This is a genomic window from Microcoleus vaginatus HSN003, assembly GCF_022701255.1.
In the GTDB taxonomy this organism is placed as follows: Bacteria; Cyanobacteriota; Cyanobacteriia; order Cyanobacteriales; family Microcoleaceae; genus Microcoleus; species Microcoleus vaginatus_B.
Genome location: NZ_CP031705.1, coordinates 6,623,901 through 6,639,223 on the forward strand (window position 1 = coordinate 6,623,901; position 15,323 = coordinate 6,639,223).

Below are 15,323 nucleotides of genomic sequence, written 5' to 3' on the forward strand. Positions count from 1 at the left end.
AAGACTGTTAGCGATAATTATTGCTATTCGCTTAAAGAAGAAAGCTTCCTGCGGTAAGCGGCTCGTGAAACGGGCGCGATCGCCGATTCCTGAAGGGTTGCTTTTTGACTCTTAATCTCAGAAATTTTTTCCGCAATTCCCGACAAAATTTGTACCTCCAACAAATCGCGCAGGCACAGCTCAACTTGGAAATTTTGGCGAATTTTGGTGGCCAATTGCGTTACTAGCAGGGAATTTCCCCCCAATTCAAAAAAGTTGTCGCTAACACTCACTCGATCGATCCCGAGAATCTCCGACCAAATTCGCGCCAGCATTTCCTCAATAGGGGTGCGTGGTGCGACAAAAATCTTTTCTTGTTGAATTGCGGCATCCGGTTCAGGCAGTGCCTTACGGTTGACTTTGCCGTTGGCCGAAAGCGGCAGCGCGTCCAGAAGTAGAAATGCAGAAGGCACCATATAATCTGGCAGTTTTTCGCTCAGGAATTGGCGCAATTCTTCAACCGCAGGGGTAGCATTTTGTTGGGGAACGATATATGCTACTAAGCGTTTTTGACTGTGATTTTCTCCGAATGCGGTGACAATGGATGCTTTGACTGCTGGGTGCTCGTTCAAAGCAGCTTCAATTTCTCCGGCTTCGATGCGGAATCCTCGAATTTTAAGGCGGAAATCTTCTCGTCCTAAAAATTCGATATTGCCATCCGGCAAGTAGCGCCCTAAATCTCCCGTTCGGTACAAGCGATCGCCCGTGACGGGGTGCGTGAGGAAGCTGGCGCGAGTTTTTTCTTCATTCCGCCAGTATCCTTTTGTCAGTCCAACTCCGGCACAGCACATCTCGCCGGCAACCCAGACGGGACAGTCTTCTAGCCTTTCATTCAAAATGTAATAGCGTGTATTGGCGATCGGCGATCCGTAGGGAATGCTGTTCAAAGAAGAATCAACAGTTTCTACCGGATACCAAATATTCCAAAGGGTAGTTTCGGTTGGCCCGCCGACGCTGACAACGCGACATTCTTTGACGATCGCCCTTAACCTCTCAGGCAGTGTTACTGGAATCCAGTCTCCCCCGAGAAACGCCCAGCGCAAGCACTCTGGCAACACCTCAGAACGTCCGGCAGCGTAATCGAGCAGCATTTCCATCATCGGGGGAACCGAGTTCCAAATGGTGACGCGCTCTTTTACCATCAATTGAGCCCAGTGAGCGGGGTCTAGCCGTTGTGCCGCATCGGGAATGACGATCGCTCCCCCGGCTGCTAGGATGCCGAAGATATCGTAAACCGACATATCGTGGTGCAGTGCGGTGACTGCGATCGCGCGATCGCACTCGGCGACATTAAACACTTGGTTGGTCTGAGCGATCGCATTGACTGCACCGCGATGCGCGATCGCCACGCCTTTCGGCAAGCCAGTTGAGCCGGAAGTATAAATAACATAGGCTAAATCTTCCGGTTCTTGCACCGACTCCAAAGCTTCGCTGCTTTCGGCAGCCAATTCGTCGGTATCGAGACAAATTCGCCGCACATTTTCCGGCCATTCCAATCGCTGATTTAACTGAGATTGCGTCAAAACAATCTCAACTTCGCCATTTTCCAGCAAATACCACAGCCGCTCTTTTGGTAGCGCCGCATCTACGGGCAAATAAGCTGCCCCGGATGCGAGAATGCCCAGCACAGCGACGATTTGCTCCCATCCTTTTTCCATGACGACGGCAACCAAATGGTTAGGGCGAGCTCCCAGCTTCCGCAATCGGTGAGCGACTTGATTCGATCGCAGATATAGTTCCTCGTAGGTGAGGGTGCGATCGCGGGTAATGATGGCGGGCTCGTGCGATCGCGACGCGACTTTCTCAGCAAATAGTTCGTGCAGCAGTGCGTCGGGAATGGGTGCTTCGATGCCGTTAGCGACGGATTGCTGCTGCAACTGCGCCGTTCCCTGCCAAGCTTCCTCGGAGCTTGCGAGGCGCTGCAACAGGTGGCAATAGGCGTCAAACATATCGTCAATCATCCCTGGCGGGAAGAGTTCTTCCACCGCATCCCAGTTCAAGAATAGAGTGCCGCCAGCTTCGCTGTACTGATTGTCTATCCAAACTTGGGGAGTTTGACCGACGACGTAAACAACCTCTCCGATTTCTGCGATCGCGCCCAGTATGGAAGAATCGCTTTGTCCGGGGTTATTCTGCGGATTAGTCGTGAATACCACTGGCATCGGTGCCGCCGATGTTTTTCCCAGCAGTTGCGTCAATTCTCGCAAAACGCGCACGCCGCTGACGTATTGGTGCTCTAAATCGTGCCAAAGCTGCTGAGTCAGGCGTTTTGCCCGAACTTCAAAACTTTCTCGGCGCGAGTTGTCTACCTCCAGCAAAGTAAACGAGGCAAACTCGCCGATAATGTCGTTGACTTGCGGGTGCAGTACAAGGCGATTGAAGCGCGGCACGTTGAGGGTAAACCGAGGACTTTTGCTCCACAGGCTGAGAACTTCGGCATAAGCAGCCAGCAAAACGCCTGTGGGAGAAAGCGCCGATCGCGCGGCTCTGGCTTTAAGTTTTTTCCACGTTTCCGGCTCTAACTGAGCGCTCCAGCGCTTGAAGCGAGGCTGTGTCAGGGAACTCGGATGCTTGGCTAAGGGGAGTTCGGGCGCTGGTGGCAGAGTGGCAAGGCGATTTTTCCAATACTCTAAAGATTGCTGGAAAAATGAGGAATCTTGGAGCGCGATCGTCGCTAAAACGTAGTCGCGGAATGACAGTTGCAAAGGCGCGATCGCTGCGTTGGGATTGCGGTAAAACGTCACCAAATCTCCGAAGAGAATTTGATAGCTCCAGCCGTCAATGCACAAGGCGTCAATGCTGACGTGCAAGCGGATGCGGCGATCGCGTATAAGCGAGGCGCGAATCTCGAAAAGTGGCCAGCGATCGAGCGGCAACACTTGGTGAGACAGGGATTCGCGAATTGCTTCGAGTTGGGAATTCACCGCCTCTGGGCTTTGCCCGCGCAAATCTAATACTGGAATTGCATAAGCTGGCACTGTTTCTAAAATTTGCTGTTGCCCGTCTGGATGGACGATCGCGCGCAGCATATCGTGGCGTTCCACCACTCGCTGCCACGCGAGGCTAAACCGCTCTAAATCTATATCGTCGCCTTCAATTTCTACATAGCCGTGAATGGCGACATTTCCCATTTCAAAAAAGCTATTTCTCCCGATCCAGTACGCCTGCTGCATTTCATTGAGCGGAAATGGTTTGTAGCGATTTTGAGGCTCGGGGACGATTTCCGGCAGTTGTGCAATGGGGCGAGATTCGATCGCCTGCTGCGCTTTAGCTATGGCGATCGTTTCTGCCAAACTTTCCACCGTCGGAGACTGAAACAAACTGCGTAGCGGCAACTCTACCTGAAACGCTTCTCGCACTTTAGCAATCAGTTGCGTTGCTAGCAGGGAATGCCCTCCCAGCTCGAAAAAATTATCGCCAATTCCTATTTGTTTGACGCCGAGAACCTTACTCCAAATTTCAGCGAGTAACTGTTCTTCCGGAGTGCGAGGTGCAAAAGCTGCGTTTAATTCCGATCTTTCTACATCGGGCGCTCTGAGCGCTTTGCGGTCTACTTTTCCATTCGGCGTCAGCGGCAGCGCCTCTAGCAGCACAAAAGCCGAAGGCAGCATATATTCCGGCAGCTTCTCCTTCAGGAAAGAGCGCAATTCACTTGCGGCGATAGTCGGTTCTGACGGAGCCACTATATAGGCTACTAACCGCTTGTCTCCCGGCGCGTCTTCCCGCAGCACAACTGCGTTTTCCCGGACGCATGGATGTCGGTTTAGCTGCCCTTCAATTTCTCCCAATTCGATGCGGAAACCGCGAATCTTTACTTGGTGGTCGATACGACCTAAGAACTCGATATTGCCATCTGGCAAATAACGCGCCCTGTCGCCAGTTTTGTATAGACGTGCCCCTGGTTCATCGCTATAGGGGTTTTGTATGAATTTTTCTGCTGTCAACTCTGAACGGTTGAGGTAGCCTCGGGCTAGGCCAGCGCCACCTATGTGCAGTTCGCCCCCAACGCCAATGGGAACTGGTTGGAGATACCGATCTAGTATGTAAAGCTGAGTATTAGCAATAGGACGACCAATGGGAATTGGACCTGATAACGAAGTCTGAGCCGAAACTTCATAGACGCAGCATCCAACCACGGTTTCTGTCGGCCCGTATTCGTTGATCAATTTTGTGTGAGGCGCTCTCGTCTGCCAGAATGAAACGATCTTTGCCGAGAGAGCTTCGCCACCGATAATAAAGGCTTTCGTCCCAGTGGTAACCTGCTTTTGAGGTAACAAATGGCCGAGTATCTCTAGTTGAGCCGGTGCGATCTTGACGAGGCTGAAATTATTCTGGGAATGCAAGGCATTACTCAGAGATTCTAGTTCCTGATTTTCTGGCAGCAGGACGACCTTTCGCCCTACTAATAAAGGAGAAAATAAACTGGTAATGGTAGCGTCAAAACTAATTGAAGAGTTCACCGGAGCGCCGTCGGCATCGGCTACTGCATAGGCCTTCGTACACCAGCTTAGATAATTGACCACCCCAAGGTGGAGAATCATTGTCCCCTTGGGTTTTCCGGTAGAGCCGGAGGTGTAAATGATATAGGCTAAATTTCGAGCTTGCACGCCACTGACAGGCTCGTCCTCCACCTCCTGAGAAATTAGATCCCAGTCTGCATCTAGACAAATAACCTGCGCCTGATGTTTGGGAAGACTGGCGAGGATTTTGTGTTGAGTTAACAGCACTGAAACTTGAGAATCTGCCAGCATATAAGCCAAACGCTCTTGCGGATAATCCGGAGCCAGAGGTATATAGGCTCCCCCAGCTTTAAGAATTCCCAAAATTCCCACAACCATGGACAGCGATCGCTCCGTACAAATCCCCACCAAAACTTCTGGTTTTATACCGAGTTTTTGCAGGTAGTGCGCGACTTGATTCGCTCGTTTATTCAGTTCGCGGTAGGTAAGTTTTTGGTCTTCAAATACGACTGCAATGGCATCGGGAGTTCGATCGACCTGCGCTTCAAATAATTGGTGAATGGTGGAATCTTTTGGATAATCGACTTGCGTATTATTCCACTCAACTAGCAGTTGATGCCGATCGCGATCGCTCAACAATGGCAACTCTGAAATGCGCGTGTCGGCATTGGCGATAATTCCTTCCAGCAAAATCTGAAAATGCCCCTGCATCCGCGCGATCGTGCTGGGTTGGAACAGGTTCGTGCTGTACTCCCACGTCGCTATCAACCCCCGCTCAGTTTCTTCCAAAAATAGCATCAAGTCGAAATTAGCGGTTCCGGTATCAATTTCATGGGAATTTAATGTCAGCCCTGGCAATTCTAGAGTCTGCGTCAAGCCGTTTTGCAAGGCAAACCCCACTTGAAACAGCGGCGAGTAGCTCAAATCTCGCTCTGGCTGCAACTCCTCGACAAGCTTCTCAATCGGTACATCTTGATGCGCGTAAGCGCCTAATGCCACCTCTCGCACGCTCCTTAGCAACTCTCGAAAAGTCGGATTTCCATTTAAGTCAGACCGCAGCACTAAAGTATTGACAAAAAATCCAATTAATGCTTCTACCTCGCTGCGATTGCGGTTGGCGATGGGAGAGCCAACTAAAATATCTGTCTGCCCCGTGTAGCGATAAAGCAGCGTCTTGAAGGCTGCCAGCAACGTCATAAATAGGGTGGCTTTTTCTTGCTGGCCCAATTGGGCCAGCGCCAAGCTCAAATCTTTGGGCAACTCCCAAGTTTGTCTCGCACCCTGGAACGTTTGAACGGCGGGGCGAGGAAAGTCTGTTGGTAAATTTAGAATCGGCAAGCTGCCGCTTAACTGCTGCTTCCAGTAAGCCAGTTGCGTCTCTAATATTTCTCCTTGCAACTGCTGGCGCTGCCATGCGGCAAAGTCGGCGTATTGAATGGGCAGCGGGGAAAGCCAGGGTAAACGATCGCTAGAAAAAGCTTGATAAAATTCTGCCAACTCCCGGAGAAATACGCCCAGAGACCAACCATCAAAAACGATATGATGCACGGTTAGAAGTAAGACGTGCTCTGTTTCGTCGAGACGCAGCAGTTTGGCGCGCAGCAGAGAGCTTTGCCCCAAGTCAAAGGCATCTCGCGCTTCTTCCGCAGACAGCCTTTGCACCTGGGCCTGGCGATCGTCTGGGGAGCGATCGGTCAAATCTATCAGCGGCATTTGGAAATCGCCTGCAGCAGCGACAACCTGTATCGGTTGCCCTTCCACAGCGGCAAACGCAGTTCTTAAAACCTCGTGTCGCTCGATAATTTTCTCAATACTTTGCCTGAGTGCTTCTGCATTAAGTTGGCCAGTCACCCGAACCGCACCGCAGAGGTTGTAGAAGGGGTTTCCCGGTTCCAATTGGTCGAAGAACCACAAGCGTTCTTGGGCAAAAGACAGGGGAAGATGGCGTGAGCGAGAAACTGGCCCTATGACGGCTGCTTTGGTATTTCCTGTTAGTTGCTCTAGAATTTGCACTGCCAGTCGAGCAATGCTCCTATCCTCAAACAAATCAGCAACCGATACAGTAACGCCCAAGTCACTTTCAATTTGATTTTTTAACTCAAAAATTCTTAAAGAATCTAGTCCAAAGCTACTGAGTGGTCGATCGATAATATTATTATTTTGTGTTTTCCCACTGGCACTGAAGTGGATTGAAGATTCCTCTTCAGTCGCCTTTAGCAGACTTTGGCTATTAGCGGGGGAATTCATTCCCCGACGATTTACCTGCTGCCAAAGGTAAGCCTCAAGAAGCGACTGCCGTTCTTCTAACTCTGCTGTCAGCAGAATTTCTCGCGTGAGTTGATTGTCGATTTCCACCGAATCAGCTAACTCTAAAACGCTACTGGCGACCACTTCCAAATTGTCAGCTAGAAAGTCAGCATAGGCGGCGCGACGTTGAATTTTACCGCTGGTCGTTTTCGGAATGCTTCCGGGCTTAATCAGCACTACTCCATAAACTTGCACTTCATATTCTTGAGCAATGCGGGATCGGATGGCGCTGATAATTTCCTCGGCATTATCCGGCGCTTTGCGAGATTGTAATTCTTGCACGATAACGAGCTGTTCTTCGCCTGCGACTTCCACCGAGAAGGCCGCGATCGCCCAGGGCCGCAAACTGGGATGGCTGCGCTCTGCTGTTCTTTCTATATCTTGGGGGTAAAGATTGCGACCTCGGATGATAATCAAATCTTTGAGTCGCCCTGTAATAAACAGTTCTCGATCGCGTAAAAAGCCTAAATCTCCAGTTCGCAAAAATGGCCCTTCGCTGGTATCTGAAAGATATGCTTGAAAGGTTTTTTCTGTCTCTTCTGGGCGATTCCAATAGCCTCGCGCAACTGTTTCGCCAGCTACCCAAATTTCTCCGACTTCCTGCGGCTGGCATTGCGTCAGAGATTCGGGATTGACGATCGCAACTTTAGTGCCAAATTCAGGGAAACCGCAGCCGACTAAAATTCTCGCGCCCCCCTCACCTTCGACAACTTCTACAATGTGATTATTTTCCAGCGCCCCCGCGTCAACAGGTAAGAAAGTCGGTGTTGCGCCGCTGCGAACCGTGGCAATTTTTAGCGTGGTTTCTGCCATTCCGTAAGCAGGACAAAAGGCATCGGCGTGAAAACCGCAGGGCTCAAAAGCTTGGGTAAATCTCTCTAGGGTTTCTTTGTGGATGGGTTCTGCGCCGTTATAGGCCACGCGCCAACTACTCAAGTCGAGCATTTTTTGGCCATCGCCCAAAATTTTGCTGATTTTGCTAGCACACAAGTCGTAAGCAAAATTTGGCCCGCCGCTGTGGGTAGCTTTGTAGCGCGAAATCGCTTCCAACCAGCACATCGGGTTTTGAATAAACGCCGCTGGCGGCATGAAGTAAGAGGGAATTCCCAGATACAAAGGTTTGAGCAATCCGTCAATTAACCCCATGTCGTGAAAGGGGGGAAGCCACGTTACGGCAACGCTTTCGGAATCGTGCTCAAAGCCTCGGTGAATGTATTCGATGTTGTACAAAACGTTGGCGTGGCTCACCATTACGCCTTTGGGGGTGGAGGTTGAGCCGGAAGTGTACTGAAGATAAGCCACTTCGTCGGGATGGATGGGTGGCTGCTGCCACTTTTCGCCGTCATCGGCAAGCGCCTCTGCTGTCAGCCAGCGCATCGCTTTTAGTTGCGGCGCTTGCTCGCATAGCTGCTCTAAATTTTCCAAGTGTCGCGCGGGAGCGATCGCAACTTTTGCTCCTGCGTCTTTGGCGATCGCACTAATTTTCGCTAAATTCCGTTTCAGCTTCGGCGGATAGAGGGGAACTGCGATCACTTTGGCGTACAAACATCCAAAAAAGGCGGCGAGATAGTCCAATCCGGGTGGGAAAAGCAGTAAGGCTCGTTCGCCAGTGAGTCCCAATGTCTGAAGTCGCACGGCGTGCGATCGGGCGATCGCGTCTAACTCTCGATAAGTCAAACTGGCGGTTTCAGTTTTTCCGTCTAACAGAAAAGTATATTTCTGCTCTGGTTGGTGTAATGCTCTGTTTTTTAGAAGTTCTACTAAATTGGTACAACTTTCGGTGAGTTGGTTTCCCTTAATGCTTGCGTCACCCATCGATTCTTTTTACCTATAAATCTTGTTTGCAGTACGCCAACCAGTTCCGCCAAATTCTTTCCACATAGACTTTCTGTGGACAGTTTTCGGGCGTTACGAGTCTCCCATCAGCGTGTTTGAGTCTTCAATGCGGGTATTAGCGCTTGTTTTGAGTTTTTTTTGTCGATCGCGCTGTTGGGCAATGGCTCCGGGGCGATTTCAGTCCGAGCCAGCTTCGATATCAGCTTCAGGGGCTTTACGGCTATCGACTTTAAGCATAGTAGGCTAGATGATATTTATTGTCAAGAGTCGTGTAGCAAATTTGTTGACTGCTATGGTTTCCTATATGACAATCTTTTCTAACTCTTGCCATAGCATTTTAGGCGATCGTTTGTCTAGCCCTTACCGCAACCATAATAGGCAAGTGGTGCATAACTAGCTAGAGGGGTCTGACCCCCTATATTAAAATGCAATTAGTTTTCATTAGTTAAGTCTTGACAGATGTAACTGCTGTGTTATCTAATTAAGGCACTTTCTCATTAAGCGTTCAGCGACTACTTCCTTTAACCGAGGAAATTGCCCACCGTGGGCGATCGTCCAGATCGCCACCGGACTTAGGCGTTCGCCCTCACGCGCTTCCTGCCAGACAAAGGCTGCTAGCGACGGGAGAATCGGATCGAACTGCGCCCGACAACTAGGTCGGATCTTCCGCAGGTCAGTTTCACGAGGCGCAGAAGAGCAGCAACGCTGCCACAAATCATGTTGTGCAAACAACGCAAACCACATATCCGAAGTTCTATCAATTGTTGATTCAAGAGTAATGAACAGATCGCAGAAATTACTAAGTAGCCTTGGGCTGGCAGGAGTCGTGTCGGCGGTAGTCGCTCAGTCGGCGTGCGCTTCCAACATCGCGCAGGTGACGGGCGTTCGCCTCAACCCCACATCAGAAGGCATTGAAATTATCCTAGACACTGAAGATGGAAGACCCCTGCAAGTCTTCACCACCACCTTTGGCGAAACTTTACAAATTGATGCCATCACCGCTCAACTGCGACTACCGGGGGGAAATGAGTTTCGTCAAGACAAACCGGCTGCCGGAATTGCTTCTGTCACCGTTACTCCTTTAGATAACAACAGCATCCGAATCAGAGTCATTGGCGAGAGGGGCCAACCAGTGGCACGGGTGATTCCTAACGCTGCGGGTCTGATTCTCAGCTTAAAACCCACCTCGCAGATGACTGCTCGCCCCCCTGCACCGGCTCCTACAACACAGCCACCAGGGACACCCGGACAACCCTTGCCACCGACCGGGCAGCAGGTAGAGATACCCACAGAACCCTTGCCGCCGACCGCGCAGCCACCAGGGACGCCCGGAGAACCCTTACCGCCGACCGCGCAGCCTCCAGGGACGCCCGGAGAACCCTTACCGCCGACCGCGCAGCCTCCAGGAACGCCCGGAGAACCCTTACCGCCTACAGCGCAGCCACCAGGAACGCCCGGAGAACCCTTACCGCCTACAGCGCAGCCACCAGGAACGCCGACACAGCCACCCGGAACGCCACAGGTGGGGAGAGACCCAATTGAAATCGTCGTCACTGCAACACGAACCGCAGAAAGAGTGACAAACGTGCCGCGCTCTATAACGGTGGTAGACTCAGAAGAACTTCAGCAGCAAATAGGGCCATCCAGAAATATCGGGGAAGCTCTGGCAAATCAGGTTCCCGGTTTCGCGCCACCGACTCAAACTACGAGCACTTATGGACAAACTTTGCGAGGTCGCAACGTTTCCGTTCTGATTGACGGCGTGCCACAAACGACCAATCTTCAATCTTTTGTCAGGGATTTTAGAAACATCGATCCCAGTGCGATCGAACGCATTGAAGTAGTGCGGGGGTCTACCGCAATCTACGGCGCTCAGGCTACAGGTGGCGTGGTTAATATTATTACTCGTCGGCCAACTGAGGAAAGGCTAAGTGCTGTTACTGAAGTGGGCGTCAATAGCGCTTTAACAAACACACAAGATGCTCTAGGCTTTAACGCTCAGCAGACGATTTCTGGCCGAAGTGGCAATTTCGATATGACCGGCACTGTCTCGCTCGCCAGAAGTGGAGCTTTTTACGATGCCCAAGGCGATCGCATTCCCTTTTTTGAACTCGGCGGAGATAGCAGCACCCTCTTCAACGTGATGGGCAAAGTCGGGGTAGATTTGGACACCCAACAGCGGCTGCAACTAACTGTCAATCACTATCGGGAAACTCAAGATCCCAATGTAATTCCCGACTTGAGTGTTGACGAACAGGAAGGACGGCAAAAAGCCCGCGCCATCCGAACCGGAAATTTGGATATCGCCGGGGAAATACCGGGAAATAGGAATACACAGCTCAACCTAAGTTACACAAACCAAAACCTTTTTGGCAGCAGCCTTCAAAGTCAAATTTACTATCGAACGCATTCCAATGTAGGTGTTCCTTCAGATTACCGCACGTCCGATTTCTTTGGGCCGTTTGTCGGTGTTACTCGTTCGCGCACCAACACCGAACAAATAGGAGGAAGGCTTGCGATCAACACTCCTTTATCGCGTGCCGAAAATCTTCGATTAACTTGGGGATCTGACTATGTTACTGAAGATAGCAGACAGCGTTTCGACCTGTACGACCCGGAGAGATTTGACGCAAGTGGCGGCCGGGTTTACCGGAAAATCTCCGAGCGTCCTTTCGTCCCTCCTTACACTTTCAACAGCCTTGGCTTTTTCGGTCAAATGGAATGGAATATTGACGATATCGTCATTCTAAGTGGTGGGATACGTCACGAACGCCTCGGGTTAAACGTCAATGATTATACCACTTTTAATGAGCGCCAGATCGAAGGAGGCGATCGCAAATTTAACGCCACCCTATTTAATACAGGGGCTGTCTATAAAATTACTGACAACTTCAACATATTTGGCAACTTTTCTCAAGGTTTCTCAGTTCCAGATTTCGGCCGCATCCTCCGCCAACCCCCCGACGATTTTGTCGGAATTGAATCTTCGTTAGAAGTAACTCAACCGCAAAAAGTCAACAGCTACGAAATTGGCATTCGAGGAGGGTGGCAATCCGTGCAAATGTCGCTTGCCGCTTTTTACAATACCTCCGATCTAGGAGTCCGTTTTACACCAGTTGGCAACACAGGCCGCCTGGAACTACAGCGCTCCCCAGAACGCATTTATGGCTTAGAAGGAACTGTGGATTGGCAACCTGGACAAGCATGGTCGCTCGGCGGGACTGCTACTTATATTCAAGGCGAATATGAGGACGAAAACAGTTACCTCGCCCTCGATAGCAGCCGAATTCCACCACTCAAGCTAACAGCTTATGTTCAAAACGAAACTTTGCCGGGATGGAACAATCGGTTACAGTTATTATATTCTGGAAATCGCGATCAAGCTTTCAAAGACGGCTCGGATGGCGGCCCGATTAGCAGCTATCTCACACTAGATTACGTCAGCGCGGTTAAAATTGGATCGGGGTTGCTACAAGTCAAAGTCGAGAATTTATTGAATAATCAATATTTTCCCGTGATCTCGCAATACTTAGCTGGATTTGGCTCGGACAGTGGTAATTATGCAGGGAGAGGTTTAACTCTTAGTGTTAATTACCGCCTTAACTGGTAATTACAGCAGATTGCAGGTTTATGAGGTAGATTCAATATCCCCGTAGGGATACTCCAAGAACCCATTGGTGTCAATTTAAGCTGTTAGTCCGCTAGTCCTCGCGCCCACCCGCTAGTCCGCCAGGGGTTGAAACCCCTGTCTAATAGCTAAAGTTCTCTCAAGAGGACTAATGAGTTGAAAAGTGTTTTTCTCAGTCCTCATAGCGAGGACTTTAGCTTTGAGACAGGGAATTCATTCCCTGTCGGACTATCGGTTTTACCTTAATGAGAACAGTTAACGGCTTTGAGAAAAATTTAGAGATGAAGTTCCGCAAACTCGCATTCAAACTGCACTTGTATTTGGGGTTGGTGGTAGGAATATTTCTAGCAGTAATTGCTTTGACAGGCAGCTTGCTAATTTTCGGGCCTGAAATCGAGCGGTTCTTCAATCCCCAACTCCTGCAAGTAATTCCTCAAGGCGAACGGATACCGCTGGAAAATGTCCTGCAGATTGCCGAAAAAGCTTATCCCCAAAATCAAGCTCTTAGTATCTTGCTGCCACGATCAGCGAAGGATGTTTGTCAAATCTCAATGCTGTCAAAGAGTGAGGAAATAGTTAACGTTTATGTCAATCCTTACAGTGGGAAAATTACGGGTGGGCGCCTTTGGCAAGAAACTTTTACAGGTTTTATTTTTACGTTACACGTGGAATTAGCGGGAGGAGAATTCGGTCATCTTGTTGTCGGTATTTGCGGTCTAGTAATGCTAGGACTAACTTTCACTGGCTTGGTTCTGTGGACGGGTTGGCGCAATTTGGCTCGCGGATTTTCTATTAATTGGAAAGCTCACTGGCAGCGGACTGTATTTGATTTACATAACGTTTCTGGCATTGTATCGGTCGCTTTTCTCATACTCATGTCCGCTACAGGAACAGCGATAGTTTTTTACGAGCCGGTTGAATCGACGCTGTATTGGCTAACGAATGAAAAGCCACAGCCAGCATTGACTTCTCATCCCCACTCTAGCAGTTCGAGGCACAACCTTGACGAAATCTTAGACGAAGTTAATACAGTTTGGCCGGAAGCTAAAACCACTTTTATTTCTCTGCCTTTGAAGCCTGAAGCAACTTTTAAAGTACGGAAAAAATTTCCCAATGAGCCTCACCCAAACGGGGTTAGCACCATTTATCTCGACCAATATAGTGGCAAAATATTGCAGGCTAACAGTGTAAATTCAGCTTCTATACCAAATCGAATTCTCAACTCGCTTTATCCGCTACATATTGGCAGCTATGGCGGAATTTACTTGCGGCTGGTACACGCGATCGCAGGATTAGCAGCGATTGTACTGTTTGTTACGGGCGTACTAATGTGGCGGCAGCGGCATTTGGCGAAATTTTACCGCACGGAGGCGAGACAGCAATATGAAGAATTATCTCCACTTAGCCAGCAATGGCCTTGGTTTTAAGGAGAGCGGCGTGCGGTTGGATGCGGGTGTCATTCTTCTTCCTAAAAACCCCTAAGCTGTTGTGCATTTAAATTTTGTGTTGAGGGCGGGCAGGATGCCCACCCCACAAAAGTAAAAGTTTATTTGACCAGGCAATTTAAATGCGGGTTAGCTTATCCTCTGAATTTTAAATCCTATCAACCGCCTATTTAATGCAAAAATTTATTCAACTCTGGCTCGGACAAACTGCTTCGATGATTGGCAGCGCTATGTCCGCGTTTGCGCTGACTATTTGGATTTGGGAGTCCACCAGTCAAGTGACGGCTTTGGCTTTGTTGATGTTTTTTACTCAATTGCCGCGCATCTTGCTCGCTCCGGTTGCTGGCATTCTCGTCGATCGCTGGAATCGAAAATTTTTGATGGGGAGTGGTGATGCGGTTTCAGCTTTGTTAACGCTCACTATCCTATTACTTTATATCAGCCAAAACCTGCAAATATGGCATATATATGTAGCGGCTGCGGTTAACGGAGTTTTTGACCAAATTCAGCAGTTAGCTTACTCAGCAGCGATCGCCACAATGATGCCAGAAAAGCATTACAGCCGCGCTAGCAGTTTAAGTTTTCTGGCAAGTTACGGTGCGAGTATTATTGCTCCGACGCTGGCGGGGATTCTCTATTCTGTGATTGGGTTGAGCGGGATTTTTACGATCGACCTGGCAACTTTTACAATCGCGATCGCCACGCTAGTATGTGTCAAAATACCCCAGCCCGCGATCGCCTCCAATCCCCAGCCGACTCGCCTCCACCTGTTGCAAGAACTCAGCTTCGGATTCCGCTACATCGTCCAGCGTCCCAGCCTGCTTGCCTTGCTGGTGTCAGTTTCGCTATTCTGGTTTGCTCACGACATCGGCGCGGCCCTCTACTCACCGATGATACTGGCACGCACCGGCAACAATGCCAGAATCCTCGGTACTATCCTTTCAGCCGCCGGCGCAGGCGGCGTTTTAGGAGCATTGATCGTCAGTATTTGGGGCGGCCCCAAACGCCGAATCCGGGGCTTTCTGCTCGGCATGGCAGGCGCGGGCTTGAGTAAAATAGTCTTTGCTTTCGGTCAGGCGCTTTCCATCTGGATTCCCGCTCAATTTTGTTCGTCTTTCAATTTCCCCATCCTCGGCAGTTCCAACGAGGCGATCTGGCTGGCGAAAGTCGCACCAGAGGTACAGGGCCGCGTTTTTGCTACCAGAGCAGTGATCGTGCAATTGGCGTCCGCGATCGGTTTATTGATCGCAGGGCCACTTGCCGATCGCGTCTTTGAACCCGCCATGCAACCGGGAGGTTTTTTAGCAGCTATTTTTGGCGGAATTCTGGGGACAGGTGCCGGTGCTGGCATGGCTTTGTTATACGCTATCTCCGCCCTGGGCTTATTCTTCGTTGCAGTCGGTGGGTATGCTTGCCGGCTGCTGCGGGATGGGTAAAGGGGACACGGAGAGAGGTCTTTTAACTTCTTCCTGACATCCGTTATATCGTTTCCGGTTGCATCGAAATCATAAAATCGAGTCAACCGTTAACACTCAACCATTCAGTTTTTCGACCCGCCCGTCAACAGTCAACAGTCAACAGTCAACAGTCAACAATCACGGACGGTGC

Annotated in this window: 6 protein-coding genes; 4 read left to right on the plus strand and 2 right to left on the minus strand. The window is 50.1% G+C overall.

The window, feature by feature from the left end; genetic code table 11:
• Window positions 1–23: 23 nt before the first annotated feature.
• A complete protein-coding gene (locus D0A37_RS28225) occupies window positions 24–8,621 on the minus strand; it encodes a non-ribosomal peptide synthetase (RefSeq protein ID WP_242719620.1) in 8,598 nt (2,865 codons plus the stop codon).
• Window positions 8,622–8,643: 22 nt separating this feature from the next.
• On the opposite strand from D0A37_RS28225, the gene D0A37_RS28230 reads away from it, so the two are divergent.
• Complete coding sequence (locus D0A37_RS28230; RefSeq protein ID WP_242719622.1) at window positions 8,644–8,889, plus strand: hypothetical protein; 246 nt, start codon at window positions 8,644–8,646, stop codon at window positions 8,887–8,889.
• Window positions 8,890–9,119: 230 nt separating this feature from the next.
• Here the strand turns inward: D0A37_RS28230 and D0A37_RS28235 are convergent, their stop codons facing one another.
• Window positions 9,120–9,386: a hypothetical protein gene (locus tag D0A37_RS28235; RefSeq protein WP_242719624.1), complete on the minus strand. Its 267-nt coding sequence runs from the start codon at window positions 9,384–9,386 to the stop codon at window positions 9,120–9,122.
• A 34-nt stretch (window positions 9,387–9,420) separates the two neighbouring features.
• Here D0A37_RS28235 and D0A37_RS28240 point away from each other — a divergent pair, with 34 nt between their 5' ends.
• The 3 genes from D0A37_RS28240 (at window position 9,421) to D0A37_RS28250 (ending at window position 15,151) form a co-directional block, all read left to right on the plus strand.
• Entirely contained in the window at window positions 9,421–12,252 is a 2,832-nt protein-coding gene (locus D0A37_RS28240) for a TonB-dependent receptor domain-containing protein (protein WP_242719626.1), read from the plus strand.
• Between the two features lie 263 nt (window positions 12,253–12,515).
• Window positions 12,516–13,697, plus strand: a complete 1,182-nt coding sequence (locus tag D0A37_RS28245; RefSeq protein ID WP_242719628.1) for a PepSY-associated TM helix domain-containing protein — start codon at window positions 12,516–12,518, stop codon at window positions 13,695–13,697.
• 191 nt (window positions 13,698–13,888) lie between these two features.
• Window positions 13,889–15,151, plus strand: a complete 1,263-nt coding sequence (locus D0A37_RS28250) for an MFS transporter (RefSeq protein ID WP_242719630.1) — start codon at window positions 13,889–13,891, stop codon at window positions 15,149–15,151.
• Window positions 15,152–15,323 lie beyond the last annotated feature (172 nt).